The 26,126-nt window shown below is 60.1% G+C and carries 23 protein-coding genes; 5 read left to right on the plus strand and 18 right to left on the minus strand.

Going from position 1 to position 26,126, the window contains the following annotated elements:
• Window positions 1–832: 832 nt before the first annotated feature.
• The gene (locus GIW48_RS25000) at window positions 833–1,069 is read right to left on the minus strand and encodes a DUF6555 family protein (RefSeq protein WP_017137532.1); all 237 of its coding nucleotides are present in this window, start codon (window positions 1,067–1,069) and stop codon (window positions 833–835) included.
• 120 nt (window positions 1,070–1,189) lie between these two features.
• Here GIW48_RS25000 and GIW48_RS25005 point away from each other — a divergent pair, with 120 nt between their 5' ends.
• The 4 genes from GIW48_RS25005 (at window position 1,190) to GIW48_RS25020 (ending at window position 5,479) form a co-directional block, all read left to right on the plus strand.
• Window positions 1,190–2,023 carry an arylamine N-acetyltransferase family protein gene (locus tag GIW48_RS25005; protein ID WP_017137531.1) on the plus strand — a complete coding sequence of 278 codons (834 nt, stop codon included), beginning with the start codon at window positions 1,190–1,192 and terminating at the stop codon, window positions 2,021–2,023.
• 429 nt (window positions 2,024–2,452) lie between these two features.
• Window positions 2,453–2,806 (plus strand): c-type cytochrome, encoded by a 354-nt coding sequence (locus GIW48_RS25010; RefSeq protein WP_099548032.1) that lies wholly within the window; start codon window positions 2,453–2,455, stop codon window positions 2,804–2,806.
• Window positions 2,807–2,882: 76 nt separating this feature from the next.
• Window positions 2,883–4,211, plus strand: coding sequence for a D-arabinono-1,4-lactone oxidase (locus GIW48_RS25015; RefSeq protein WP_236460796.1), 1,329 nt, complete (start codon window positions 2,883–2,885; stop codon window positions 4,209–4,211).
• Between the two features lie 59 nt (window positions 4,212–4,270).
• The gene (locus GIW48_RS25020) at window positions 4,271–5,479 is read left to right on the plus strand and encodes a DSD1 family PLP-dependent enzyme (RefSeq protein ID WP_170040239.1); all 1,209 of its coding nucleotides are present in this window, start codon (window positions 4,271–4,273) and stop codon (window positions 5,477–5,479) included.
• 106 nt (window positions 5,480–5,585) lie between these two features.
• Here the strand turns inward: GIW48_RS25020 and GIW48_RS25025 are convergent, their stop codons facing one another.
• A complete protein-coding gene (locus GIW48_RS25025; protein WP_017137527.1) occupies window positions 5,586–6,527 on the minus strand; it encodes a SphA family protein in 942 nt (313 codons plus the stop codon).
• A gap of 203 nt (window positions 6,528–6,730) precedes the next feature.
• Here GIW48_RS25025 and GIW48_RS25030 point away from each other — a divergent pair, with 203 nt between their 5' ends.
• Entirely contained in the window at window positions 6,731–7,765 is a 1,035-nt protein-coding gene (locus GIW48_RS25030) for an AraC family transcriptional regulator (protein WP_176992565.1), read from the plus strand.
• 60 nt (window positions 7,766–7,825) lie between these two features.
• On the opposite strand, the gene GIW48_RS25035 is transcribed toward GIW48_RS25030, so the two are convergent.
• The 16 genes from GIW48_RS25035 to aceA all read right to left on the minus strand — a co-directional run bounded on the left by GIW48_RS25035 (window position 7,826) and on the right by aceA (window position 25,639).
• Window positions 7,826–8,140 (minus strand): helix-turn-helix domain-containing protein, encoded by a 315-nt coding sequence (locus tag GIW48_RS25035; protein WP_236460786.1) that lies wholly within the window; start codon window positions 8,138–8,140, stop codon window positions 7,826–7,828.
• Entirely contained in the window at window positions 8,130–8,480 is a 351-nt protein-coding gene (locus tag GIW48_RS25040; protein ID WP_026013737.1) for a toxin, read from the minus strand. The genes GIW48_RS25035 and GIW48_RS25040 overlap by 11 nt, the downstream gene beginning before the upstream one ends.
• A gap of 240 nt (window positions 8,481–8,720) precedes the next feature.
• Complete coding sequence (gene nuoN, locus GIW48_RS25045; protein WP_017137523.1) at window positions 8,721–10,184, minus strand: NADH-quinone oxidoreductase subunit NuoN; 1,464 nt, start codon at window positions 10,182–10,184, stop codon at window positions 8,721–8,723.
• 7 nt (window positions 10,185–10,191) lie between these two features.
• Window positions 10,192–11,724, minus strand: coding sequence for an NADH-quinone oxidoreductase subunit M (gene nuoM / locus GIW48_RS25050; RefSeq protein WP_017137522.1), 1,533 nt, complete (start codon window positions 11,722–11,724; stop codon window positions 10,192–10,194).
• 49 nt (window positions 11,725–11,773) lie between these two features.
• On the minus strand, window positions 11,774–13,627 hold the full coding sequence (gene nuoL / locus GIW48_RS25055) for an NADH-quinone oxidoreductase subunit L (RefSeq protein ID WP_138450408.1): 1,854 nt from the start codon (window positions 13,625–13,627) through the stop codon (window positions 11,774–11,776).
• Window positions 13,624–13,932, minus strand: coding sequence for an NADH-quinone oxidoreductase subunit NuoK (gene nuoK, locus GIW48_RS25060; protein WP_017137520.1), 309 nt, complete (start codon window positions 13,930–13,932; stop codon window positions 13,624–13,626). The genes nuoL and nuoK overlap by 4 nt, the downstream gene beginning before the upstream one ends.
• 2 nt (window positions 13,933–13,934) lie before the next feature.
• Window positions 13,935–14,438 carry an NADH-quinone oxidoreductase subunit J gene (gene nuoJ, locus GIW48_RS25065; protein ID WP_017137519.1) on the minus strand — a complete coding sequence of 168 codons (504 nt, stop codon included), beginning with the start codon at window positions 14,436–14,438 and terminating at the stop codon, window positions 13,935–13,937.
• 9 nt (window positions 14,439–14,447) lie between these two features.
• On the minus strand, window positions 14,448–14,996 hold the full coding sequence (gene nuoI / locus GIW48_RS25070; RefSeq protein WP_003174725.1) for an NADH-quinone oxidoreductase subunit NuoI: 549 nt from the start codon (window positions 14,994–14,996) through the stop codon (window positions 14,448–14,450).
• 11 nt (window positions 14,997–15,007) lie between these two features.
• A complete protein-coding gene (gene nuoH, locus GIW48_RS25075; protein ID WP_017137518.1) occupies window positions 15,008–16,015 on the minus strand; it encodes an NADH-quinone oxidoreductase subunit NuoH in 1,008 nt (335 codons plus the stop codon).
• Window positions 16,012–18,726, minus strand: coding sequence for an NADH-quinone oxidoreductase subunit NuoG (gene nuoG, locus GIW48_RS25080; RefSeq protein ID WP_176992567.1), 2,715 nt, complete (start codon window positions 18,724–18,726; stop codon window positions 16,012–16,014). Before nuoG ends, nuoH begins: the two co-directional genes overlap by 4 nt.
• Window positions 18,727–18,860: 134 nt before the next feature.
• Window positions 18,861–20,216, minus strand: a complete 1,356-nt coding sequence (gene nuoF, locus GIW48_RS25085; RefSeq protein WP_017137516.1) for an NADH-quinone oxidoreductase subunit NuoF — start codon at window positions 20,214–20,216, stop codon at window positions 18,861–18,863.
• On the minus strand, window positions 20,213–20,710 hold the full coding sequence (gene nuoE / locus GIW48_RS25090) for an NADH-quinone oxidoreductase subunit NuoE (protein ID WP_003174721.1): 498 nt from the start codon (window positions 20,708–20,710) through the stop codon (window positions 20,213–20,215). Before nuoE ends, nuoF begins: the two co-directional genes overlap by 4 nt.
• Window positions 20,711–20,712: 2 nt before the next feature.
• A complete protein-coding gene (gene nuoC, locus GIW48_RS25095) occupies window positions 20,713–22,497 on the minus strand; it encodes an NADH-quinone oxidoreductase subunit C/D (protein ID WP_017137515.1) in 1,785 nt (594 codons plus the stop codon).
• A gap of 72 nt (window positions 22,498–22,569) precedes the next feature.
• The gene (locus tag GIW48_RS25100; protein ID WP_012724951.1) at window positions 22,570–23,244 is read right to left on the minus strand and encodes a NuoB/complex I 20 kDa subunit family protein; all 675 of its coding nucleotides are present in this window, start codon (window positions 23,242–23,244) and stop codon (window positions 22,570–22,572) included.
• Window positions 23,245–23,254: 10 nt separating this feature from the next.
• Window positions 23,255–23,668, minus strand: coding sequence for an NADH-quinone oxidoreductase subunit A (locus GIW48_RS25105; RefSeq protein ID WP_003219575.1), 414 nt, complete (start codon window positions 23,666–23,668; stop codon window positions 23,255–23,257).
• Window positions 23,669–24,313: 645 nt separating this feature from the next.
• On the minus strand, window positions 24,314–25,639 hold the full coding sequence (gene aceA, locus GIW48_RS25110) for an isocitrate lyase (RefSeq protein WP_003219577.1): 1,326 nt from the start codon (window positions 25,637–25,639) through the stop codon (window positions 24,314–24,316).
• Window positions 25,640–26,126: the final 487 nt, after the last annotated feature.

Genomic DNA, 26,126 nt, shown 5'->3' on the forward strand with positions numbered 1-26,126 from the left:
ATCCGTGGGCCGCCGCGATGGGCCATCCTTGGCCCAGCGCGGCTAACCCGGCGTCCTGCCGGGTTACCCACGGATTCAAGCCTGCGTTCGGCCATCGTGGTTAACGGGGCGCCTCAGATCAAAAGCAGATCAAGATCAAAAGCAGAGCACGGCGGCCTGAAAGCCGACCTGAGTGGTTGGATCAAAAGCGAAAAGCGGATTTGCATACACTGAAGAGCTGCTTTTCTGTGGGAGCTGGCTTGCCTGCGATGCAGACACCTCGGTACATCAGACACACCGAGTTGATGCCATCGCAGGCAAGCCAGCTCCCACATTAGACCGAGTATGGCTTTGCTGTTGCTGTTGCTGTTGCTGTTGCTGTTGCTGTTGCTGTTGCTGTTGCTGTTGCTGTTGCTGTTGCTGTTGCTGTTGCTGTTGCTCTGGCCCTTACATCCTTTTCGATGACGAAGTCAGCGGTCTTTTGATCTGTGTTTTTGATCTTGATCTGAAATCGCCCCGTCAAACACGATGGCCGGAATCTGACAGGGATTTGGGGGGTAAACCGGCAGGGATGCCGGTTTAGCCGCGCTGGGCCAAGGATGGCCCATCGCGGCGGCCCCCCAAATCACTGGCGGATTGCGGGCATGCCGAGCCATAGCGAGGCACCGAGTGTTGGGGCGAGGACTTTTTGCTTACTTTTTGCTGGGCCGGCATTCCGGTCCTTCGAAAAGTGAGCCGCTGTAAGAGCGGAACCATAAGCCGCCGTTACCTAAATAACGGATATACACACCCCCCAACACCCCCCACAAACCAAACCCCGCAAAAGCGGGGCCTGATCACATCCAAACGAAACCTACTTGGGCGGCACCCAGGTCACCTCGCTGATCCCAAACTTCTCCGCCCAAGGCCGGGTAGTTTTCTTGACCTGCTCATGACCCACGCGCCCAATGCGGCTGACATGGGCAATATCAGCATCGACCGCCGCCCAATGCCACGCTTCAGCGTTATTCATCACTTCGGCGCGTACCACAAAGGACTTCGGTTGACCGTGCAGTTGATAGTGAATGGTGTAGATTTTTGCGGTACTCATGTTGCCTCCCTGTCTTGTTATAGATGGATAGGCGGGCGTTCAAAAAGGTTCACTCAAAATGACAAGTCGCACACTGGCGCGGCATAGTGACGCATCCGCCACGCGCCCAAGGATCGCGCCATGTCCCGATTGACTCACAGCCAGCTCTACCTGCAGCGTCTGGGCTACGACTCAGCCCCGCCACCCACGCTCAAAACCTTGCAAGACCTGCAGCTGCGTCACGTGTGCACCTTCGCCTTTGAGAGCCTGTCGACATTGCTGCATTCACCGGTGCCGATTGACCTGCCCAGCATCGAGCAAAAGGTCTTGCTGGACGGGCGTGGTGGTTACTGTTTCGAGCTTAACTACCTGTTCCTGGCGCTGTTGCAGGAGCTGGGTTTCGACGCCCGCGGGCTTACCGGCTGGGTGGTGATGGGCGGGCCGCCTGATGCGCGCACCGGGCGCACCCATCGCCTGAGCCTGGTGACCCTGGACGGCGTGCGTTATGTCACCGATGTCGGCTTCGGCGGCATGGTGCCCAGCAGTCCGTTGCAGCTGGATACCGAGGTGCCCCAGGCCACCGCCCATGAACCTTATCGCCTGACCTTCAACGGTGCCGATTACACCCTGTGGGCGCAGGTGGGTGAGGAATGGCGTGGCTTATATGTGTTCGACCTGCAAGTGCAGGCCGATATCGACTACACCATCGGCAATTGGTACGTGTCGACGCACCCGGCTTCCGTTTTTGTCGGTCAGCTGAAAGCGGCGCGATTGGCACCGGGTAAACGCCATACCCTGGCCAATGCCAATTACGCGGTTCACTGCCTTGACCAGCCCAGCGAAAAGCGCGCAGTCGAGAGTGCTGATGAGTTACTGGAATTGCTGCAGGGCACCTTCGGTATTCGTTTGCCAAGTCATCCGCAGCTTCGCCAAACCCTTGATGGCTTAGTAATGGAAAACTCCAGGGAGCCTTGAGCTAGAGCCTTCGCTGAACCGTTTTACCTTCATGTCAATGCAAATTAATTCGAGCCTTTGGCAAAAGCCGAGGTTCGAACCGGTTCCTGAATAATTTGCTCACCAGACAAGGAGATGTAAAACGATGTCCAAGCTATTCGGAAAATTCCTCAAGGGTTCCTCACTGCTGGCGCTGGTCACCGCGCCTGCTGTGGTGTTCGCCGCAGCACCGACTGGCCCGATTTCAGTCCTGGGCCTGCAGGGCAGCTATAACGATTTCAAACTCGAAGGTGGCAGCGACACGGTGGACCTCAAGGACCGCACCAACCCTTACGCCCCGCATTCGACTGTCCGCCCAAGCCCCCTTTGTGTCCCCCAAAACCCTCAACGCCCTGCCTTCGCTGCCTTAGTGTGCAAACAGCTTCCACTGCACAATAAGAGAGGGTGGCCATGCCCCGCACCGCGTTACTGTTGCTCGTACTCAGCCTGCTGACGGCCTGTGACGACACGCCCAAACCTGCCCCCGAACGCACTGCTGCGACCACGACCGTGCCCACCGACCCGGCACTGGCCCAGGTCTACGACACCAGCTGCAAGCTATGCCACGCCAACCCGGCGGCCGGCGCGCCGTTGGCGGGTGACAAGGCTGCCTGGAGCCCGCGCGTCGCCCAGGGCGCCGACACGCTGCTGGACCACAGCATCAACGGCTACAACGGCATGCCGCCGATGGGGCTGTGCATGCAGTGTTCCGAAGCGCAGTTTCTGGCGCTGATCAGCTTTATGGCCGGTGTTCAACTCCAATAATAAAAAGAGGTGGTGGATGGCGCTTTCACGGCGGCAACTCTTGCAACGCTCGGCAGTGGCCGGGGTTTTTCTGGCCCTGTCGAGCAACCCGGTACTGGCCCAGTTGGCCCGCGCGCCACGGTTGATCCCGTGGCGCAACTGGTCGGGCGCGCAGACCTGCCTGCCGCTGGCGCGCCTGGCGCCCAAAGACCTGGATGAATTGGTGCAAATGATTCGCCAGGCACCGAGCACTATTCGGCCCGTAGGCTCGGCACATTCGTTCAGTGCCCTGGTGCCCACCGACGGCACCTTGTTGTCGCTGAGTTACTTCAATGGGCTGTTGGACCATGACCCCGCAACCTTGCAAGCGACCTTTGCCGCCGGCACGCCGATGTCGCGCATGGGCCCGGCGCTCAAGGCCGTCGGCCAGGCGCTGCCGAACATGGCGGACATCGATTACCAGACCCTGGCCGGGGCGATTTCCACCTCCACCCATGGCACCGGCGTGGGCTTTACCTCGTATTCCGGTTGCGTCACCGGCCTGCAACTGGTCACCGCCCAAGGCGCCGTGCTGGACTGCGATGCGCAACGCCATCCCGAGCTGTTCAGCGCCGCCCGCGTGTCCCTCGGTGCGCTGGGGGTGGTCACCCAGATCCGCTCGCAGAACCGCGCACCGTACCGCTTGCGTGAGCGTCAGTGGATCGCCAAGACCGAAGAGTTGCTGGAGGATGTGCACAAGAACACCCGCGAAAACCAGCACTGGGAAATGCTCGTGGTCACCCATTCCGACTACGCGCTGTCCATCGCCCTCAACGAAACCGATGACCCCGAAACGCCTCCCGTCGACCCGGCGGAGGCGGGCGGCAATGAGTTTGTGTCGATCATCGAAAAGCTCGACAAGTATGGCAGTGATTTCCCGGGCACCCGCCGCACCTTGCTCAACAGCCTGCGTTTTTTTGCCAGCTTCCAGGACCGCGTGGCCGAGTCGTTCCAGGTCTATGCCAATGTGCGCAACGTGCGTTTCAACGAGATGGAATATTCGGTTCCTGCCGAACATGGCCCGGCGTGCCTGCGGGAAATCCTCAAGCTGATCACCGACAAGGACCTGCGCACCTGGTTTCCTATCGAGTATCGCTACGTCAAGGCCGATGACATCCCTTTGAGCATGTTCGAAGGCCGCGACAGCTGTTCGATTTCGGTCCATCAGCATTACGCCATGGACCATCACAACTTCTTTGCCGCCGTGGAGCCGATTTTCTGGAAGTACGCCGGCCGCCCGCACTGGGGCAAATTGCACACCCTTAACGCGCGCACCTTGCAGCCGCTGTACCCGCGCTGGGACGAATTCACCCGCGTGCGCCGCGAGCTGGACCCGAGCGGCAAGTTCCTCAATGCGCACCTGCAATCCATCCTGGGAGTGGCCTGATGAAACGCCGACATTTTGTGCTGGGCGCCGCAGTGGCGGCAGTGGCGGGTGGCTGGTGGCTGCGCCCCAGTGATCGCGGCGGCCCGTACAGCGAGTATTTCCGCAGCCTTAATGATGAACTCAAAGCCCATGGACCAATGCGTCCGGTGATGCTGATCGACCTGGATCGCCTTGATCACAATATCGACGTGGTGATGCAGTCGGTGCAGCGTGGTGGCAAGCATTTGCGCCTGGTGGAGAAGTCGCTGCCGTCGCCGGGGTTGCTGGCGTATATCGCCAAGCGCGCGGGTACTGCGCGGCTGATGTCGTTTCATCAACCGTTTCTGAACCACGATGCGCAGGTGTTTCCCGAGGCCGACATCCTCATGGGCAAGCCGTTGCCGGTGCGCTCGGCCGAGCTGTTTTATCAAACCCATAAAGGTCCGTTTGACCCGGCCAGGCAATTGCAGTGGCTACTGGACACGCCAGAGCGGTTGCAGCACTACCTGGCGTTGGCGCAAGGGTTGGGCACGCGGTTGCGGGTGAACATCGAGCTGGATGTGGGGCTGCATCGCGGCGGCATTAGCGATAACGCGGTGCTGGGGCGGATGCTCACGCTGATCAGCGCCAACCCGCAGCACTTGGAGTTTGCGGGATTTATGGGCTACGACCCGTTTGTGGGCATGGGCGTGCCGGGTATTCTCGGTTCGCCCCAGGCGCTGTTTGAGCAGGTGATGCAGCGCTACAACGGCCATGTTGATTTCACCCGTCAGCAGTTTGCCGGGTTATGGCGTGAGGGGCTGACGTTGAACACGGCTGGCAGCCCCAGCTATCGGATTCACGAGCAGGAAACACTCAGTACCGAGGTGTCGGTGGGTACCGCGTTGCTCAAGCCCACGCATTACGATTTGCCGTCGTTGAGCGAGCATGTGCCGGCAGCGTTTATCGCCACGCCAGTGTTGAAAAGCACCGGGTCGGTGGAGATTCCGGCGCTGGATGGCAAGTCGCGGGTGTTTTCGTGGTGGGATCCGAATCAGCGCGAGACGTTCTTTATTTATGGCGGTAACTGGATGGCGCAATTCGAGTCGCCGCAGGGGCTGCAAAGCAATGAGCTGTTTGGGCGCAGTTCCAATCAGGAGATGGTCAACGGCTCGCCAGCGGTGGGATTGAATATTGAGGATCAAGTGTTTTTGCGCCCGACCCAGAGTGAGTTTGTGTTGTTGCAGTTTGGGGATTTGCTGGGGGTGCGGGACGGGAAAATCGTCGAGACCTGGCCTGTTTATGCCTGACGCAAAGCGCTCGAAATGTGGGAGTGTGATTGTGGGGGGCTGGCTTGTGTGGGAGCAGGCAAGCCAGCTCCCACACAAGTCAGTGTTCCTGTTTCAAGTCGGGTTTTTACAGGGCAAAGGGAATGGTGAGCTTGGCCCACAACATATCGCCTTCCGGCCGGTTCTTCACATCAAACTCTTTAGCCCAGCGCACCTCTGCACTGGCGTATTTCAAGAAGGTGAAATACACCGCCGGGCCAATGGCAAACACTTGTCCCTTGACCCCATCATTCACTTCATCACCATAGATGTTTACCACCGTGCGCCCGTACTGCTTATCGTCGGTGGTCTGCTTGAGGTAATAGCCGTTGACCCCCAGGCTCAGGTTGTCGGTCACCTTGTAGCTGGCCGAGTAGTCGAAATGGAAAATCTGGCCGGAGCGGTAGTCGGTGTCGTGGTTTTCTTCGTTGAAGCTGTAGGTGGTCTTGATCGACAGTTCGGTGCGTTCATTGGGCATCCAGGTCGCCGAGACCAGCGGCTTGTAGGTGTAGAAGTTGTTGCTGGTGTTGGCCAGGCGCGTGGCGTCGTATTCGCCGGTGGGCAGGGTGATTTCCACGGCGGCGGCCAGGGTCAGGTTTTTGCCCATGTCCCACAGGATGATCGGCGCCAGGGTGGTGTCGCCCATGCTTTCGCGGGTGTCGGACATACCGAACAGCGACACCTGTTGCTTGATATACGGCTGGGCGATGTAGCCGCCCAGGCGCCCGCCGAACACACGCACGGGGCTCAGGTAGTCCAGGCGTGGGATGATCGCGTCGGACTTGATCCGCACTTGCGAGACCTTGCCGCCGAGGGAGCTGATGTCCAGTTTGCGTGCCTGGTAGTGGTTGTAATACAGGTTGAACGCGAACATATGGTCGGGCAGGTTGTTCACGTCCAGCGGCAGGATGTAGAAGCCATCGGTGCCGGGGCCGATGTTGTCGACGCCGCCTTCGGTGGCCAGGGCCGGCAGGCTGAGCAGGCTCAACAACGCCAGTTGCAGGGGGGGAAGTGCACGGGTGGGGTTCATGTCTGGCCTCTTTATTATTGTTAGGGCACCGCTGACGTTAGAAATATGCCTTCAGCGCCCGGCGGGGCAGGGTTTTGGCGGCCAGATAGGGGGACTTTGCCGGACAGGTTTCACTCAGGATGCAGCGGCTCTTGCAAGCGCCTATGATTAACAGGATGTTTCTAAAACAAGAACTGAAGTACTCAGTCGGGAACCCGTGAGCCATGCAAAGGAAAGCCGTTGACCCGCAATTTGAATTGGCGCTGGTGTCGCCCTTCCTGTTGCAGACCCTCGGGCAGGTGGTAGCGCAAAAGGGCGCGAATGCCGAAGCGTTGTGCCGAGGCCTGGGGTTTACCCTGGCCGACCTGGATGACCCGGCCCAGCGTATTTCCTATCGCCAGGCTGTGGCGATGATCCAGCGCGCACTCAAGGTGCTTCCCGATCAGGGGCTGGGCCTGTGGGTGGGGCATCAGAACGTGCTGGGCACCCTCGGCCTGCTCGGCCATGTGATCTCCCTGTGCAAAACCCTGCGCGATGCATTTGCCATTGGCGAGCGCCATCAGCACACCTCAGGCGGCATCGCCACCACCCGTACCCATGAGACCTTGGAAGAAGTACACGTCGACGTCGAATGCCTGCTGCCGTTTGCCGAGGTGCAGGTGTTTGCGGCCGAAGAGTTCTTCGCCAGCCTGATGGTGTATGGCCGCGCGCTCGTGGGGGAGACGTTTATGCCCCTGCGCATGGAGTTCGTGCACGCTGCGCCGCCTTACCAGGCTGAGTACCAACGCCTGTTTGGCGCGGATGTGCGCTTTGGCTGCCTGCACAATCGCATGGTGCTGGCCCCGCATTGGCTGGATAAACGCCTGCCTAATCACCACGCCTTGGCGTTGCGCCAGGCCCTGGAGTTGCTGGAGTTGGAGAGCGCGCAGTTGCACCAGAAGATGGACCTGATCCAGGCCGTTGAACGCGCTATTTCGCGGGATTTGCAGGGCAGCCAGCTGGAGAAGGTCGCCGGCGACTTGAACATGAGTGGGCGCACCCTGCGCAGGCGCCTGACCGAACACGGGCTGACGTTCGAAGCGTTGCAGGAGCAAGTGCGACGTGCACGTACCATGGGGTTGCTGGGGAATCCGGGGCTGTCGATCGAACGTATTACCGAGGAAGTCGGTTATAGCGATGTGCGCAGTTTTCGGCGGGCCTTCAAGCGCTGGACAGGGGTGAGCCCGAGTGCGTTTCGTGGCGAAGGAGGAGGGGCCTAGTCCTCGGGGGAGCCGATAAGCCTGTATGAAGAAGCCCCGAACCTGTCGGGGCTTTGTCCATCAACCCAAGGCCGCGAGCTGCGCCACGGTTTCCGGAAAGCGCGACACCAGCCGAATCAAGGTGGTGGCCTGGGCGTTGGGCTTGGCCCGGCCTTGTTCCCAGTTTTCCAGGGTGCGCACGTTGGTACGCAGGTACATGGCGAACACCGAGCGCGAGAGGTTGAGCTGTTGGCGCACGGCCACCACTTCGTCGGCGCTCAGGGGGGCCAGGTTGTTGAGATGGACCTTGTGGGTCCGCAGGGTGACTTTGCCTTGGCGTTCTTCGGCCAGGGCGTCGAAGCCTTCGACCAGTTCGGAAAAGATTTCACGTTTCATGATGTGTTCTCGCTTTGATTTCCCTGTCCAGCATGTGTTTTAAGGCTTTCTTGTGATTGGGGGTAAGGTCATCCTGTTCGTGTTTGCCGTACAGGGTGAATAACCAGAACTGCGTGCCGCCCGACCACCAGTAGTAAATGACCCGCAAGCCTCCGCGTTTGCCTTTGTTGCGTCGCTCATCGACGAAACGGACCTTGCGCAACCCGCCGGTTCCTTCGATGACGTCGCCCGCTTGCGGATTCTTCATCAACTCCTGTTGAAAGCCTTGGAATAGCTCGTCACTCAGATAGTCCCTGCGATGCCGTTCAAAGGCCGGCAACTCGATAAATAGAGCATCCATGTTCTGTACGTAGCCTGCGTATAGTGTGGTGGCCCACGCGCCCGGGGTCAAGTGACCTGGCTGTGGGAACTTTCCTAAAACACAATCACCATACGGCTAGGTTCAGCGGCTAGATGCCAGACAAAGAGGTAGAGGAGGAAGGAAATTTCAGCGCACAGGGGAGGGCAAAAGAATTGAAACTCCAGAAACGCAAAACGGCGCCCGAAGGCGCCGTTTCGTTTACTGCATCAAGCTAAGCGATCAAACGCCCAGTACCGCGTGCTGCACCAGGGTGAGCAACGGTTGTGGGTACACGCCCAGGAAGAACGCGAGCAGGGCGATGGCCAGCAGCATCACGCCGCCTGCCTTCTGTTCCCAGTGCAGCTCGGCGTCTACGCGGCGCAGGTTTGGCTCGATCAGGTACAGAGTGACCATCACGCGCAGGTAGTAGAACACGCCGATGGCGCTGCCCAGTACCAACGAAGCAACCAACCACCATTCATGGGCTTCAACACCGGTAGCCACGATGTAGAACTTGCCGATAAAGCCTGCGGTCAGCGGGATACCGGCCAGGGACAGCATCATCACGGTAAGCACGGCGGTCAGGTACGGACGGCGCCAGAACAGGCCGCGGTATTCGTACAGGGCGTCGGCATCACGACCTTTGAACGGCGAGGACATCAACGTGATCACGCCAAATGCGCCCAGGCTGGTGATCACGTAGGTGACCAGGTACACGCCCATGGCTTCCACGGCCAGGCCTTTGCTCGCCACCAGGGCGATCAGCAGGTAGCCGAAGTGCGCGATGGAGGAATAACCGAGCAGACGCTTGAGGTTGTTCTGGGTCAAGGCCAGCAAGTTACCGAACAGGATCGACGCAATGGCGATCACGGTCAGCACGGTGCTCAGCACGCCGGTGTTGGCCGCAGGCGAGATCTGGAACAAACGCACCATCACAGCAAACACGGCAACCTTGGACGCGGTGGCCAGGAACGCCGCCACTGGCGCCGGGGCGCCTTCGTACACGTCCGGGGTCCACAAGTGGAACGGCACCAGGGACAGCTTGAACGCCAGGCCGATCAGCATCATCGCCAGGCCCAGTTGGGCAATCGGCGCAGGCATGTTGGTGGCCGCCAGGGCGTGACCGATACCGGTGAAGCTCAGGTTGCCAGCCTCTGCGTAGAGCAAGGCCATACCGAACAACAGGAACGCGGAACCGGCCGCCGACAGCACCATGTACTTGATGCCGGCTTCCAGCGAGCGCTTGTTGAAGAACGCGTAGGCCACCAGGCCGTAAGTCGGGATCGACAGCAGTTCCAGGCCGATGAACAAGCCGGCCAGGTGCTGAGCGCTGACCAGCACGATGCCACCGGCCGCAGCCAGCAGAATCAGCAGGTACAGCTCTTCCTTGTTGCCGGGGTAGCCGGTGCCGCCTTCGCCGAGGTAGGCGTGGGCGAGGGTGACGCAGGCCAGGGTGGCAACGAGGATCAACGCGATGTACAGCAGCGCGAAGTCATCGACCATCATCAGCGGGGTCACGGCCAATGGCGCGACCTTGAGTGCCGGGATGATCGACAGCAGGGCCAGGTTAAGACCGGCACACGACAGCAGGAACGTTTGCGAGTGATTGCGGCGCCAGGCGATTGCCAGCATCACCGCCACAACGGTGAGGCTGGTAATCAGCAGCGGCGCAAGCGCGATAAAGTGTTGGATCGTGAATTCCATAGCGCTCTTACCGGGCCGAAGCGAGTTGAGAGAAGGCGGTGCCGATCCACTGCTGCACGCCATGCATCGTCGCGGCAGAAGTGTCCAGGAACGGTTGCGGGTACACACCGATGTAGATCAGCAGCACCGCAAGGCCGAGCACCATGATCAGTTCGCGAGCATCCATCCCTTGCAGGACGGTGTCGGACTTGGCCGGGCCGAAGTAGGCGCGGTGGATCATGATCAGCGAGTAGACCGAACCAAACACCAGGCCCGAGGTAGCAATGGCGCTGATCCACGGCGTGTGTACGAACGAACCCATCAGGATCAGGAACTCGCCGATGAAGTTACCGGTGCCCGGCAAGCCCAGGGATGCGGCGGCGAAGAACAGGCTGATGGCCGGCAGGTACGCGATGCGCGACCACACGCCACCCATTTCACGCATGTCACGGGTGTGCAGGCGCTCGTACAGCTGACCACTGAGGATAAACAGTGCCGCGGCCGAAACACCGTGGGCCAACATCTGGATCACCGCGCCTTGCAGCGCCAGTTGGCTGCCGGAGTAGATGCCGATCAGTACGAAACCCATGTGGGAAACGGACGAGAAGGCAATCAGACGCTTGATGTCGGTTTGCGCAAAAGCCAGGAACGCACCGTAGAAGATCCCGATCAGACCCAGGGTCATGGCGATCGGCGCGAACTCGGCCGAGGCATTCGGGAACAGTGGCAGGGCGAAACGCAGCAGGCCATAAGCAGCAGTCTTAAGCAGGATACCGGCGAGGTCGACGGAACCTGCGGTCGGTGCCTGGGCGTGAGCGTCAGGCAACCAGGAGTGGAACGGCACCACCGGCAGCTTCACCGCGAAGGCGATGAAGAAGCCCAGCATCAGGATGTACTCGGTGGTCAGCGACATCTTGGTTTTCAACAGGTCGGCGTAGTTGAAGGTAATCACGCCAGTGTTGTTGAAGTTGACCAGTACCAGACCCAGGATCGCCACCAACATGATCAGGCCGGAAGCCTGGGTGAAGATGAAGAACTTGGTCGCCGCGTAGATCCGGGTTTTCTTGCCGTCCGAAGAACTGTGACCCCAGAGCGCGATGAGGAAGTACATCGGCACCAGCATCATTTCCCAGAAGAAGAAGAACATGAACAGGTCCAGCGCCAGGAACACGCCGACAACGCCGCCCAAAATCCACATCAGGTTCAGGTGGAAGAAGCCCACGTGACGCTGAATTTCTTTCCAGGAGCAGAGTACCGAGAGGATACCCAGCAAGCCGGTCAGCAAAATCATCAACAGCGACAGGCCGTCGAGGGCCAGGTGCACGTTGATGCCGAAGCGCTGGATCCACACGTGCTTGAATTCAAGCGCGAAGGTTGGATCGACACCCGGTGCCGGAGCGAATGAATAGTCACCGTGCGCCCACAGCCAGAGGCCGAGCGCGAGTTCCAGGGACATGGTCAGCAACGCAATCCAGCGGGGCAGGGTGGCGCCGAAGCGTTCACCCATCCAGCAGAGCAGGCCGCCGATAAAGGGGATCAGGATTAGCCAGGGCAGAATCATGACGGGCTCGTTTCCTTTTGCAAGTTCGCAAAGTACGCAATGTTCATAGTCATACCGCCACCACCACGATGGCACCGATCACCAGCACCGCACCGGCAGCCATGGACGCGGCATACCAACGCAATTGGCCCGTCTCGCTGCGGCTCAGGGCGGTGTGACCGGCCTTGGCGGCGCGCGGGATCAAACCGATGGTCTGGTCGAGCGGGTCTTTGCGCAGAAGGTGGCTGATAGCAAGGTATGGCTTGACGAACAGTTTGTCGTAGATCCAGTCGAAGCCCCACGCAGCGAACCACCAGGCTGACAGGAAGCGACCAATGCCACTGTTGGCCACAGCCGTCACGAAGCGACGCTTGCCGAGGAACAGCAGCGCGGCCAGCAGGATACCGGCGATGGCGATGGCGCCCGAGGCGATTTCCAGGCTGTGCTTGGCGGCGCCACCGGCATGCCCGGCGCTTTCCGGCAGTACACCGGCCAGAGGCGGGGTGATCATGGCGCCGATGAAGGTCGACAGGATGATCAGCACCGACAGTGGCAACCAGTGGGAGATGCCATGGCCTGCGTGTGCTTCGGTCTTGGCTTCACCGTGGAAGGTGATGAAGATCAGGCGGAAGGTGTACAGCGAGGTCATGAACGCACCGACCAGGCCTGCATACAGCAGGTTCTGGTTACCGCTGGCGAACGCTTCCCAGAGGATTTCGTCCTTGGAGTAGAAACCTGCGGTCACCAACGGCAGGGCGGCCAGGGCGGCACCCCCGACGATGAAGCTGGCGTAGGCCAATGGCAGTTTCTTCCACAGGCCGCCCATCTTGAAGATGTTCTGCTCGTGGTGGCAGGCAACGATCACTGCACCGGAGGCAAGGAACAGCAGGGCCTTGAAGAAGGCGTGGGTCATCAGGTGGAAAATCGCCGCGTCCCAGGCGCCAACGCCCAGGGCCAGGAACATGTAGCCGATCTGGCTCATGGTCGAGTAGGCGAGGATACGCTTGATGTCGGTCTGTACCAGCGCGGCAAAACCCGCCAGAACCAGGGTCACACCACCGACCAGCCCTACAAGATGCAGGATTTCCGGCGCCAGGGTGAACAGGCCGTGGGTACGCGCGATCAGGTAGACACCCGCAGTCACCATGGTTGCGGCGTGGATCAGCGCCGACACCGGCGTAGGACCGGCCATCGCGTCCGCCAGCCAGGTTTGCAGCGGCAGTTGCGCGGATTTACCCACGGCGCCGCCCAGCAGCATCAGGGTCGCGAGGGTGATCCAGAAGTCACCAACCTGGAATTTCTGCGGTGCCAGCACCAGCAGTTCCTGGATGTTCAGCGTGCCCACTTGTTGGAACAGGATGAACAGGCCGATGGCCATGAACACGTCGCCGATGCGGGTGACGATAAAGGCCTTGAGTGCCGCGTTACCGTTGTTGCGGTTGCTGTAGTAGAAACCGATCAACAGGTACGAGCACAGGCCCACGCCTTCCCAGCCGAAGTACAGGAACAACAGGTTATCGCCGAGTACCAGGAACAGCATGCTGGCGATAAACAGGTTGGTGTACGAGAAGAAGCGCGAGTAGCCGGCCTCACCACGCATGTACCAGGACGCGAACAGGTGGATCAGGAAGCCTACACCCACCACCACGCCGAGCATGGTGATCGACAGGCCGTCGACGTAGAGGGCGAAGTTGGGCTTGAAGCCGTCCACCGACATCCATTGCCACAGCACCAGGGTGTAGTGGCCGCCTTCCGGCGGCGCCACGTTGAATTGCCAGATGACGTAGGCGGCGACGATCGCCGACAAGCCAATGGAACCCACGCCGATCAAGGCAGAAAGGTTTTCCGACCAGCGTCCACGAGAGAACGACAGCAGCAGGAAACCGATCAGGGGAAATACGAAAGTCAGAAAGATCATGTTCATCCGCGCATCTCACTGGCAGCGTCGATATCAAGCGTGTGGAAGCGACGATACAGTTGCAGCAGGATCGCCAGGCCAATACTGGCCTCGGCGGCTGCCAGGCTGATCACCAGGATGAACATGACTTGCCCATCCGGCTGCGCCCATCGGCTACCTGCAACAACGAACGCCAGTGCGGCGGCGTTCATCATGATTTCCAGGCTCATCAACACGAACAGAATGTTACGGCGAACCATCAGGCCGACCAGGCCAAGGCAGAACAGGATGCCGGCGACCGCCAGACCATGCTCCAAAGGGATAGCAGGCATCGTCATTGCTCCTTGGCTTCGTTGCGGCCCAAGTGGAAGGCGGTGATGGCTGCCGCGAGCAGCAGCATCGAAGCCAGTTCGACCACCAGCAGGTACGGGCCGAACAGGCTGACGCCCACGGCTTTCGCGTCTACGGTGGTGTGGCCGATGGCCTGGCCGCTCTGGTGAGCGAACAGCACATACAGCAGTTCACCCAGCAGCAGGGCTGCCAGGATGACCGGGCCGAGCCAGATGCCGGGCTTGAGCCAGACGCGTTCCTGGGCGACCGAGGCCGGCCCCAGGTTGAGCATCATCACCACAAACACGAACAGCACCATGATGGCGCCGGCGTAGGCGATCACTTCCAGCACACCGGCGAACGGTGCGCCGAGGCTGAAAAAAGTCATGGCCACGGCGATCAACGAAATGATCAGGTAGAGCAGGGCGTGCACAGGATTGGTGTTGGTGATCACGCGAAGCGTGGACACCACTGCAATACCGGACGCGAAATAGAAAGCGAATTCCATCTTTCTTCCTTAAGGCAGCAAGCTCTTCACGTTGATCGGCTCGGCTTCGTTTTGTGCGGCGCCCTTCGGCTTACCGGCAACGGCCATACCTGCAACACGATAGAAGTTGTAATCAGGGTTTTTACCGGGACCAGAGATCAGCAGATCTTCTTTCTCGTACACCAGGTCCTGACGTTTGAACTCGGCCATCTCGAAATCCGGTGTCAGCTGGATGGCGGTGGTCGGGCAAGCTTCCTCGCAGAGGCCACAGAAAATGCAGCGCGAGAAGTTGATGCGGAAGAAGTCCGGGTACCAGCGACCGTCTTCGGTTTCAGCTTTCTGCAGGGAGATGCAACCCACCGGGCACGCCACGGCGCACAGGTTGCAGGCTACGCAACGCTCTTCGCCATCGGGGTCGCGGGTCAGTACGATGCGGCCGCGATAGCGCGGCGGCAGGTACACCGCTTCTTCCGGGTATTGCAGGGTGTCGCGTTTGCGAAAGCCGTGACCGAACACCATCACCAGGCTTCGCAACTGGGTACCGGTACCCTTAACGATGTCGCCAATATATTTGAACATGGGTCAAATCCTCACTGAACCGCGCCGGCTGGCGTGTTCAACAACACAACGGCAGCCGTCACCAGCAAATTGATCAGGGTCAGCGGCAGGCAGAAGCGCCAGCTGAAATCCATCACCTGGTCGTATCGTGGACGCGGAATGGAAGCGCGCAGCAGGATAAACAACATGATGAAGAACGCGGTCTTCAGGAAGAACCAGAAGAACGCCAACTGCGGCAGGATGCCGAACGGACCGTGCCAGCCGCCGAAGAACAGCGTGACCAACAGGGCCGAGATCAAGATGATGCCGATGTATTCGCCAACGAAGAACATGCCCCATTTCATGCCGGCGTATTCAATGTGGTAACCGTCAGCCAGTTCCTGTTCCGCTTCCGGCTGGTCGAACGGGTGACGGTGAGTCACGGCGACGCCAGCGATGAAGAAGGTGCAGAAGCCAAAGAACTGCGGAATGATGAACCACAGGTTCTGCGCCTGGTACTCGACGATGTCGCGCATGTTGAACGAGCCGACCTGCACCACGATGCCCATCAGCGCCAGGCCCATGAACACTTCGTAGGACACGGTCTGGGCCGAAGCCCGCAAGCTGCCCAACAGGGCGAACTTGTTGTTGCTCGACCAACCGGCGAACAGCACCGCATAGACCGACAAACCGGCCATGGCGAAGAAGAACAGCAAACCGATGTTCAGGTCCGCCACGCCCCAGGTCGGGGTGATCGGGATGATCGCGAAGGCGATCAGCAAGGCGCTCATGGCCACGACCGGTGCCAGGGTGAAGATCACCTTGTCGGCAAACGGCGGGGTCCAGTCTTCCTTGAAGAACATTTTCAGCATGTCGGCGGCGATCTGGAACATACCGAACGGGCCAACGCGGTTCGGACCGTAACGGTCCTGCCACCAGCCCAGCAGGCGACGTTCGACGAAGCTGAGCAGGGCGCCAGCAACGACCACGGCCAACAGGATCACGATGGCCTTTACGACCGAGATGATCACGTCGATCACTTCAGGGGTGAACCAGGTCATTGCGCTGCCTCCTGCAGACCGTCAACGGTTTTGCCAAAGATCGCAGGTGGAATACCCGCAAGGCCTTTCGGCAGTGCAACCAGGCCAGCACCCAACTCATCATTGATACGCAGCGGCAGACGCAGGGTCTGGCCAGCCACGTTCAGGCTGAGCAGGGCACCGTCGTTGACGCCCAGGCGATCGGCTTCGGACTTGGCCACGGACACGTAGGCTTCAGGAATGCGACTTTGCACCGGCGCAGCTTTGGAAGAGGTCTCTTCGCTGCCGAACAGGTGGAAGAACGGCACAACCTGCCAGGTGCCCTGGGCCGGGTTGAATGGACGCGGCACGGCGGCGAACCAGTTCAGCGAGTCACCGGTGCTTTCGATCAGGCGGGTGCCTGGGTCGCCAGCGCGGATGTGACCACCGACTTCGTCCTGGAACTTGTTCCAGGCTTGCGGCGAGTTCCAGCCCGGCGACCAGGCAAATGGCACCTGCTGGCGTGGCTCGACCGAGCCCGAGTAACCTTCCATGGAGAAGGCAAACGCGGTATCCGGGTCTTGCGGGGTACGCGGCTCGTGCACGCTGATGTCGGCGCGCATGGCCGTACGGCCGGAGTAACGCAGCGGTTCACGGGCGAGTTTCATGCCCTTGATGCGGAACGAGGCGGACGGAGCAGCGTCGACGATACGGGCCAGCTGCGGGGCGCTTGCGGCGGCAGCAGCGGTCACGTGGTCGAGCTGGGTCCAGTCGATCGGCTGGTTCAGCAAGGTCGCACGCAGGGCATGCAACCAGCGCCAGCCTTCGTGAACCAGGATGCTGGCGTCCATGTACTTCGGATCGAACACCTGGAAGAAGCGCTGGGCGCGGCCTTCCTGGCTGACCAGGGTACCGTCGCCTTCGGCGAAGGTGGCAGCTGGCAGTACCAGGTCGGCACGCTCGCTGGTGGCGGTCTTCTGGTGGTCGGCCACGATCAGTACTTTGGCGGCGTCCAGTGCAGCGTCAACCTTCGCGGCATCGGTGCGGGTGTACAGGTCGTTTTCCAGTACCACGATGGCGTCGGCGTTGCCGTCGGTCACCGCTTGCAGGGCCGCGTCCAGGGACTCGCCACCGAGCATCGCCAGGCCGAGGCTGTTGGCTTCCGGCACGACCAGGCTGATGGAACCGTTCTTGTCGCGCAGCTTCAAGGCCTTCGCGATATTCGCAGCAGCCTCAATCAGTGCCTTGGAACCCAACGAGGTGCCGGCAATGATCAATGGGCGCTTGGCCGCGAGCAGGGCGTCGGCGATGCGCTGGGCCAGTTCAGCGGCTTCAGCGTCCAGGCCTTCGACGGCAGGCGCGCTGGCGTCGAGGGCGTGGGCTACGGCGAAACCGATGCGGGCCAGGTCGTCCGGCGCTGCGTGAACGCATTCTTCGGCGATGTCGTCGAGCTTGGTTTCAGCCAGGCTTGCGATAAACAGCGGGTTCAGCGCGTGCTGGCCGATGTTTTTCACCGCGGCGTCGAGCCAAGGCTGTACGCGCATGGCGTCGGCCATGTCTTCGGCCTTGCCTTTGACCGACTGACGCAGCGACAGCGCAATACGCGCGGCAGTCTGGGTCAGGTCTTCGCCGAGGACGAAGATCGCATCGTGGTCTTCGATGTCGCGCATGTTCGGGACTGGCAGCGGGCTGTCGTTCAGCACTTGCAGGACCAGGCGGATGCGCTCCAACTCACCGGCTTCGATACCGGAGTAGAAGTGCTCGGCACCCACCAGCTCGCGCAACGCGTAGTTGCTTTCGAGGCTGGCACGCGGGGAACCGATACCGACGATGTTGCGGCCGCGCAGCAGGTCGGCGGCTTTATCCAGCGCGTCGTCCAGGCTCAGCTTGGCGCCACCGGCCAACAGCGGCTGGCGTGGGCGGTCTTCGCGGTTGACGTAGCCATAGCCGAAACGGCCACGGTCGCACAGGAAGTACTGGTTGACCGAACCGTTAAAGCGGTTTTCGATGCGACGCAGTTCGCCGTAGCGCTCGCCCGGGGAGATGTTGCAACCGCTGGAGCAGCCATGGCAGATGCTCGGCGAGAACTGCATGTCCCACTTACGGTTGTAGCGCTCGGAGTGAGTCTTGTCGGTGAACACACCGGTCGGGCAGACCTCGGTGAGGTTGCCGGAGAACTCGCTTTCGAGCACGCCGTCTTCAACGCGACCGAAGTACACGTTGTCGTGGGCGCCGAAGACGCCCAGGTCGGTGCCGCCGGCGTAGTCTTTATAGAAACGCACGCAACGGTAGCAGGCAATGCAGCGGTTCATTTCGTGGGAAATGAACGGGCCGAGGTCCTGGTTCTGGTGGGTGCGCTTGGTGAAGCGATAACGGCGCTCGTTGTGGCCGGTCATCACCGTCATGTCTTGCAGGTGGCAGTGACCGCCTTCCTCACAGACCGGGCAGTCATGCGGGTGGTTGGTCATCAGCCATTCGACGACACTGGCGCGGAACGCCTTGGATTCTTCATCTTCGATGGAGATCCAGGTGTTGTCGGTGGCTGGGGTCATGCAGGACATGACGATACGACCACGGGTGTCGTTCTCGTCGGTGTACTGCTTGACCGCGCACTGGCGACAGGCACCAACGCTACCAAGCGCGGGGTGCCAGCAGAAATACGGGATGTCGAGGCCTAGTGAGAGACATGCCTGTAACAGGTTGTCTGCCCCATCGACTTCGAGCGCTTTGCCGTCTACGTGGATAGTGGCCATGGTTCAAAGTTCTTCGTTGGCCCGTTGTCAGCGGGCGTGGCTAATGGAATCTTGTTATTCATGGGCATCAACACAGCCTTTACGGCGTCAGCCCATGAGAAGACGAAGGGCACGGACCCTTCGCCTTTAAAGCGTTACGCGCCGACTACGATCGGCCTTGCCAGAGGCGGGACGGCGGCGCTGACAGGCGCGATGCCGGCTTCGAACTCCGAGCGGAAGTATTTGATTGCGCTGCCCAATGGCTCCACGGCGCCCGGTGCGTGAGCACAGAAGGTCTTGCCTGGGCCGAGGAACCCGACCAGACCCAGCAGGGTCTCGATGTCGCCTGGCTGGCCTTCACCGTTCTCGATCGCCATCAAGAGCTTGACGCTCCATGGCAAGCCGTCACGGCACGGGGTGCAGAAGCCGCACGATTCACGGGCAAAGAACTGCTCCATGTTGCGCAGCAACGAAACCATGTTCACGGTGTTGTCCACCGCCATCGCCAGGCCAGTGCCCATACGGGTGCCGACCTTGCCGATGCCGCCGGCATACATTTGTGCGTCGAGGTGCTCGGGGAGCAGGAAGCCGGTACCGGCGCCGCCTGGCTGCCAGGCTTTCAAGGTGTAGCCGTCGCGCATGCCGCCGGCGTAGTCCTCGAACAGCTCGCGTGCGGTGACGCCGAACGGCAGCTCCCACAGGCCAGGGTTCTTGACCTTGCCGGAGAAGCCCATGAGCTTGGTGCCCATGTCTTCGCTGCCTTCGCGGGCCAACGATTTGTACCAGTCGACGCCGTCGGCGATGATCGCCGGCACGTTGCACAGGGTTTCAACGTTGTTCACGCAGGTAGGCTTGCCCCACACGCCCACGGCGGCAGGGAAGGGCGGCTTGGAGCGCGGGTTGGCGCGGCGACCTTCGAGGGAGTTGATCAGTGCGGTTTCTTCACCGCAGATGTAACGCCCGGCGCCGGTGTGCACGAACAGCTCGAAGTCAAAACCCGAGCCGAGGATGTTCTTGCCCAGCAGGCCTGCAGCCTTGGCTTCTTCCACGGCACGGTTGAGGTGCTTGGCGGCGGTGGTGTATTCGCCACGCAGGAAGATATAGCCACGGTAGGTTTTCAGTGCACGGGCACTGATCAGCATGCCTTCGATCAGCAGATGGGGCAGTTGCTCCATCAGCATGCGGTCTTTCCAGGTGTTCGGCTCCATTTCATCCGCGTTGCACAGCAGGTAGCGAATGTTGATGGATTCGTCTTTGGGCATCAGGCCCCACTTAACGCCAGTGGGGAAGCCAGCACCGCCGCGGCCTTTAAGGCCGGCGTCTTTCACGGTCTGGACGATATCGTCCTGGGCCATGTCGGCGAAGGCTTTGCGCGCCGCCGCGTAACCGTTCTTGGCCTGGTACTCGTCGAGCCATACCGGCTCGCCGTCGTCACGCAGGCGCCAGGTCAGCGGGTGGGTTTCAGGCGAACGCTTGATCAGGTTGGCCGGGCCGAAAGATGTAAGGGTCATGGGTAGCCCTCGAGCAATTGGGTCACGCCAGCAGGCTGCACGTCACCGAATGTGTCGTCGTCGATCATCAACGCCGGCGCCTTGTCGCAGTTGCCCAGGCAGCACACCGGCAGCAGCGTGAAGCGGCCGTCCGGAGTGGTTTGGCCGAGGCCAATGCCCAGCTTGTTCTGGATTTCGCTGACCACTGATTCATGGCCACCGATGTAGCAGACCATGCTGTCGCACACGCGAATGATGTGGCGGCCGACCGGCTGGCGGAAGATCTGGCTGTAGAACGTGGCCACACCTTCAACGTCGCTGGCGGGGATGCCGAGGATCTCGCCGATGGCGTAGAGGGCGCCGTCCGGCACCCAGCCACGTTCCTTCTGGACGATCTTCAAGGCTTCGATAGACGCCGCGCGCGGGTCTTCGTAATGATGCAGCTCGTGCTCGATGGCCGAGCGCTCGGTTTCACTCAAGGTGAAACGGTCTGTCTGGATAAGCGTGCTGTTCATGCTTAGCGGTCCACGTCGGCCATAACGAAATCGATACTACCCAGGTACGCAATCAAGTCCGCGACCATCTCGCCTTTGATCACCGAAGGGATCTGCTGCAAGTGGGCAAAGCTTGGGGTACGAATCCGGGTGCGGTAGCTCATGGTGCCGCCATCGCTCGTCAGGTAATAACTGTTGATACCCTTGGTCGCTTCGATCATCTGGAAGGATTCGTTGGCCGGCATCACCGGGCCCCACGAAACTTGCAGGAAGTGCGTGATCAGGGTTTCGATGTGCTGCAGCGTGCGCTCTTTCGGCGGCGGCGTGGTCAGCGGGTGATCCGCCTTGTACGGGCCAGCCGGCATGTTGCGCATGCACTGCTCGATGATCTTCAGGCTCTGGCGCATTTCTTCAACGCGCACGATGCACCGGTCGTAGGCATCGCCATTGGCGGCCAGCGGCACTTCGAACTCGAAGTTCTCGTAGCCCGAGTACGGCCGTGCTTTACGCAGGTCGAAGTCGCAGCCGGTCGAACGCAGGCCGGCACCGGTGACGCCCCATTCCAGGGCTTCTTTGGTGTTGTACTGCGCGACGCCGATGGTACGACCCTTGAGGATGCTGTTGTCCAGCGCAGCCTTTTGGTACTCGTCCAGACGCTTGGGCATCCAGTCGATGAATTCCTTGACCAGGCGCTCCCAGCCGTTCGGCAGGTCGTGCGCCACGCCGCCGATGCGATACCAGGCCGGGTGCAGGCGGAAACCGGTAATGGCTTCGATGACCTTGTAGGCGCGCTGACGGTCGGTGAAGGTGAAGAACACCGGGGTCATGGCGCCAACGTCCTGGATATAGGTACCCAGGAACAGCAGGTGGCTGGTGATGCGGAAGAACTCGGCCATCATGATGCGGATGGTGTCGACGCGGTCCGGCACCTTGATACCGGCCAGCTTCTCGACCGACAGCACGTACGGCAGGTTGTTCATCACGCCGCCGAGGTAGTCGATACGGTCGGTGTACGGGATGAAGCTGTGCCAGGACTGGCGCTCGGCCATCTTCTCGGCACCACGGTGGTGGTAACCGATGTCCGGCACACAGTCGACGATTTCTTCGCCGTCCAGTTGCAGGATGATACGGAAGGCACCGTGAGCCGAAGGGTGGTTCGGGCCCAGGTTGAGGAACATGTAGTCCTCGTTGGTGCCGGAGCGTTTCATGCCCCAGTCTTCCGGACGGAAGCGTGCAGCTTCTTCTTCAAGCTGCTGCTTGGCGAGGTTGAGGCTGAACGGGTCGAATTCGGTTGCGCGGGCAGGAAAGTCCTTGCGCAGCGGGTGACCTTCCCAGGTCGGCGGCATCATGATGCGCGTCAGGTGCGGGTGGCCCGGGAAGTCGATACCGAACATGTCCCAAACTTCGCGCTCGTACCAGCTGGCATTCGGCCAGATACCGGTGACGGTCGGGATGCTCAAGTCGCTTTCGGACAGCGCGACCTTGATCATCACGTCGCTGTTACGTTCCAGCGACATCAAGTGGTAGAACACGGTGAAATCGGCACCGCTCGGCAAACCTTGACGCTTGGTGCGCAGACGCTCGTCCACGCCATGCAGGTCATAAAGCATGACGTACGGCTTGGGCAGGTTGCGCAGGAAGCTCAGGACTTCGACGAGCTTGGCGCGCGCCACCCACAGCACCGGCATACCGGTGCGTGTGGCCTGGGCGGTGAAGGCGTCAGGGCCAAAACGGTTATTGAGTTCGACAACCACATCCTGGTCGTCTGCCTTGTAAGGCGGGATGTACAGAGCACTGCCTGTAGTCATGGTTTTTTATCGCTTTCGGTCAACGTAAAGAATGAAGCCAGGTTTTCGTTCTATAAAAGAAGCGGGGCTGGATCAGACTTCGTCGGGGCTGCGCAGGTTGGTGACTGCGATTCGCTGTTCGCGGCGCTGTTCCTTTTGTGACGGCATCTCGGCGCGATAAACGCCTTGATCACCGACCACCCAGGAAAGCGGACGACGCTCCTTGCCAATCGACTCCTGCAACAGCATCAAGCCTTGCAGAAAAGCTTCAGGGCGGGGCGGGCAGCCAGGCACGTAGACGTCCACGGGCAGGAACTTGTCCACCCCTTGAACGACGGAGTAGATGTCGTACATGCCACCGGAGTTGGCGCACGAACCCATGGAGATAACCCACTTCGGTTCGAGCATTTGCTCGTAGAGACGCTGAATGATCGGCGCCATTTTGATAAAGCAGGTGCCGGCGATAACCATGAAATCCGCCTGGCGCGGTGATGCCCGGATAACTTCGGCGCCAAAGCGCGCGATGTCGTGGGGCGCCGTGAAGGCGGTGGTCATTTCCACGTAGCAGCACGAAAGGCCGAAGTTGTACGGCCACAGGGAGTTTTTACGCCCCCAGTTGACCGCGCCACTCAGCACGTCTTCGAGTTTGCCCATGTAGATGTTTTTGTGGACTTGATCTTCTAACGGATCGGAGACGGTTTCCCGTTCGCCGATAGGGTACTGATCGTTAGGAGCATCCGGGTCGATCCTGGTGAGATTGTATTGCATCGCCAAAGCCTCATTGTTTCAGCTTCGCTTGCCGCTTACGACGAGCTTCCGGAGCCCAGTCAAGGGCGCCCACTCGGAATAGGTAGACAAGGCCTGCCAACAGAATTGCTATGAAAACGAGGGCTTCGACGAATCCGGTCCAGCCGCTTTCGCGGACGGACACAGACCAGGCAAAGAGAAAGAGGGCTTCGATATCGAAGATCACGAACAGCATCGCGACCAGATAGAATTTGGCTGAGAGCCGCAAGCGGGCGCCACCTGTAGGCAGCATGCCGGACTCGAACGGTTCATTTTTGCTGCGGCCCCAGGCTTTTGACCCGAGGAGGCTGGAGACGCCGAGCATGAAGGCACAAAGGCCGACAACACCGAGGAGGAAAATGGCAAAGCCCCAGTTGTGGGCCATGAGTCCTGTCGCTTCGGTCATGCTGGAAATCCTTAACAGAGAGCAAAGGTCTCTGAGCTCGAAAAAGTAACGATGCAGTGACGATATGTCGCACTGCAATCAATCGCGGTGATTTTATGGCTAAACACCGGGCAAGTAAAATTCCTATAGCGAAATTATTCGATGGAATAAGCACATAGTGCACCTTCTTGGGGCTGTAGCCCTTGTGGGGCGGGGATTAGCGGGCATTTAATCAAATGTGTTTTGTTTAAGCGGTAAAGAAGTTTTCATCGGCTAAATGATAATGAATATTGTTTGCGCAGGATTTAAGCGAATGTTTCTCGTGTGGCGCGGGAAGTTGTTGTTACTTGCGTGATTGCTGCTAGTTGCTGGAGGGGATCTTTTAACCGATTTGATTCAGGCAAATAGCGCCCTGGGTCAATGTTTTGCGCAAAACCTTCAGGATCGACACGGTCGATGTGGGAGCTGGCTTGCCTGTAATAGCGGTGGAACAGATTGAAAAATCTGTCACTGACCCACCGCTATCGCAGGCAAGCCAGCTCCCACAGGTGATGTGTGGTGTTTTCAAGCGGGCAAAAAAAAACGCCCCGAACCAGTCGGGGCGTCAGATCAAGCGGCAGTGCGGTTAGGTCTTCCGTGGGGCCGCACTGGCCGTTTACTCGCGATTTAGTGGAACTGCTCTTCTTCGGTCGAGCCGGTCAGCGCGGTCACGGACGAGGTGCCGCCCTGGATCACGGTGGTCATGTCGTCGAAGTAGCCGGTGCCCACTTCCTGCTGGTGCGCCACAAAGGTGTAACCCTTGGCGGCGTCAGCGAACTCTTGCTCCTGCAGTTTCACGTAGGCGGTCATGTCGTTACGGGCATAGTCGTGCGCCAGGTTGAACATGCTGTGCCACATGTTGTGAATGCCAGCCAGGGTGATGAACTGGTGCTTGTAGCCCATGGCCGACAGTTCGCGCTGGAACTTGGCGATGGTCGCGTCGTCCAGGTTCTTCTTCCAGTTGAAAGAAGGCGAGCAGTTGTAGGACAGCAGTTGGTCCGGGTATTCCTTCTTGATCGCTTCGGCGAAACGACGCGCTTCGTCCAGGTCCGGCTTGGCGGTTTCGCACCAGATCAGGTCGGCGTAAGGCGCGTAGGCCAGGCCACGGGCGATCGCCTGGTCGAGACCGGCGCGCACTTTATAGAAGCCTTCCTGGGTGCGTTCGCCGGTTACGAACGGCTGGTCGTACGGGTCGCAGTCGGAGGTCAGCAAGTCTGCCGCGTTGGCGTCGGTACGCGCCAGGATGATGGTCGGCGTGCCGGCAACGTCAGCGGCCAAGCGTGCTGCGGTCAGCTTTTGTACGGCTTCCTGGGTTGGAACCAGTACCTTGCCGCCCATGTGGCCGCATTTTTTCACCGACGCCAGTTGGTCTTCGAAGTGCACGCCGGCAGCGCCTGCCTCGATCATGCTCTTCATCAGTTCGTAGGCGTTGAGTACGCCGCCGAAACCCGCTTCGGCGTCAGCCACGATGGGTGCGAAGTAGTCGATGTAGCCTTCGTCGCCCGGACCTTTACCGGCTTTCCACTGGATCTGGTCGGCGCGGCGGAACGAGTTGTTGATGCGCTTGACCACGGTCGGCACGGAGTCCACCGGGTACAGCGATTGGTCGGGGTACATGGATTCAGCGGAGTTGTTGTCCGCTGCCACTTGCCAGCCGGACAGGTAGATCGCCTGGATACCGGCTTTTACCTGTTGAACTGCCTGGCCGCCAGTGAGGGCGCCCATGCAGTTGACGAAATCTTTTTCGGGGCGGAAGGACGGCTTGGCACCCTGGGTGACCAGCTTCCACAGCTTCTCGGCGCCGAGTTTTGCAAAGGTGTGCTCAGGTTGAACCGAGCCACGCAGGCGGACGACGTCAGCAGCGGAATAAGCGCGGGTTACGCCTTTCCAGCGTGGGTTTTCAGCCCAATCTTTTTCAAGGGCTGCAATTTGCTGTTCGCGTGTCAGTGCCATGGGGAAAAACCTCGTCGCGTCTTGTTTGGAAAAACATCCGTTTTGCCAGCCGTGCATTCAATGCGTGGGCAGGGCTGCTCGCTGACCAGAAGCTTAGGCGGTCAAGTCGGGTTTGGCGGGGAAGGCGACGGGATAAACGCAGTGCGAGAGGGCGAGTTGAGCAGGTAAGGGCAAACTGCGAACAGTCTTCGGGCATCGTGGGCCTTGGTACGATCCATCAGTGTGTAGCCGGGTTACCTGGTTAGCTTCCGTCCCTCGGGACAACTTCGTTCCAGTCGCAACCAACGTCAAACACACCTTGTGGGCGGTACAGACACGAATCGGCTCAGGTGGGTAGCTTAGAGCGGCGATCCGAAGGCCCTTGCCAGGGCCTCTGATTAGCGGGAGCGAGGCCATCATGCACAGGCTTTTTTGGCTCGTCAAATGTTTTGTAGTGCTATTTTTCAGGCACTACATCTTTAGTCTAATGCGACTCGCCAGTCAGTTT

Source organism: Pseudomonas sp. PA-6-3C, assembly GCF_021605825.1.
Classification (GTDB): Bacteria; Pseudomonadota; Gammaproteobacteria; order Pseudomonadales; family Pseudomonadaceae; genus Aquipseudomonas; species Aquipseudomonas edaphica.

Excerpts from the sequence above, each read along its gene's own strand:
- GIW48_RS25000 (WP_017137532.1), bottom strand. The coding sequence starts at position 1,069 with ATGAGTACCGCAAAAATCTACACCATTCACTATCAACTGCACGGTCAA.
- GIW48_RS25005 (WP_017137531.1), top strand. The coding sequence starts at position 1,190 with ATGTCCCGATTGACTCACAGCCAGCTCTACCTGCAGCGTCTGGGCTAC.
- GIW48_RS25010 (WP_099548032.1), top strand. The coding sequence starts at position 2,453 with ATGCCCCGCACCGCGTTACTGTTGCTCGTACTCAGCCTGCTGACGGCC.
- GIW48_RS25025 (WP_017137527.1), bottom strand. The coding sequence starts at position 6,527 with ATGAACCCCACCCGTGCACTTCCCCCCCTGCAACTGGCGTTGTTGAGC.
- GIW48_RS25030 (WP_176992565.1), top strand. The coding sequence starts at position 6,731 with ATGCAAAGGAAAGCCGTTGACCCGCAATTTGAATTGGCGCTGGTGTCG.
- GIW48_RS25035 (WP_236460786.1), bottom strand. The coding sequence starts at position 8,140 with ATGAAACGTGAAATCTTTTCCGAACTGGTCGAAGGCTTCGACGCCCTG.
- GIW48_RS25040 (WP_026013737.1), bottom strand. The coding sequence starts at position 8,480 with ATGGATGCTCTATTTATCGAGTTGCCGGCCTTTGAACGGCATCGCAGG.
- nuoN (WP_017137523.1), bottom strand. The coding sequence starts at position 10,184 with ATGGAATTCACGATCCAACACTTTATCGCGCTTGCGCCGCTGCTGATT.
- nuoM (WP_017137522.1), bottom strand. The coding sequence starts at position 11,724 with ATGATTCTGCCCTGGCTAATCCTGATCCCCTTTATCGGCGGCCTGCTC.
- nuoL (WP_138450408.1), bottom strand. The coding sequence starts at position 13,627 with ATGAACATGATCTTTCTGACTTTCGTATTTCCCCTGATCGGTTTCCTG.
- nuoK (WP_017137520.1), bottom strand. The coding sequence starts at position 13,932 with ATGCCTGCTATCCCTTTGGAGCATGGTCTGGCGGTCGCCGGCATCCTG.
- nuoJ (WP_017137519.1), bottom strand. The coding sequence starts at position 14,438 with ATGGAATTCGCTTTCTATTTCGCGTCCGGTATTGCAGTGGTGTCCACG.
- nuoI (WP_003174725.1), bottom strand. The coding sequence starts at position 14,996 with ATGTTCAAATATATTGGCGACATCGTTAAGGGTACCGGTACCCAGTTG.
- nuoH (WP_017137518.1), bottom strand. The coding sequence starts at position 16,015 with ATGACCTGGTTCACCCCTGAAGTGATCGACGTGATCATCTCGGTCGTA.
- nuoG (WP_176992567.1), bottom strand. The coding sequence starts at position 18,726 with ATGGCCACTATCCACGTAGACGGCAAAGCGCTCGAAGTCGATGGGGCA.
- nuoF (WP_017137516.1), bottom strand. The coding sequence starts at position 20,216 with ATGACCCTTACATCTTTCGGCCCGGCCAACCTGATCAAGCGTTCGCCT.
- nuoE (WP_003174721.1), bottom strand. The coding sequence starts at position 20,710 with ATGAACAGCACGCTTATCCAGACAGACCGTTTCACCTTGAGTGAAACC.
- nuoC (WP_017137515.1), bottom strand. The coding sequence starts at position 22,497 with ATGACTACAGGCAGTGCTCTGTACATCCCGCCTTACAAGGCAGACGAC.
- GIW48_RS25100 (WP_012724951.1), bottom strand. The coding sequence starts at position 23,244 with ATGCAATACAATCTCACCAGGATCGACCCGGATGCTCCTAACGATCAG.
- GIW48_RS25105 (WP_003219575.1), bottom strand. The coding sequence starts at position 23,668 with ATGACCGAAGCGACAGGACTCATGGCCCACAACTGGGGCTTTGCCATT.
- aceA (WP_003219577.1), bottom strand. The coding sequence starts at position 25,639 with ATGGCACTGACACGCGAACAGCAAATTGCAGCCCTTGAAAAAGATTGG.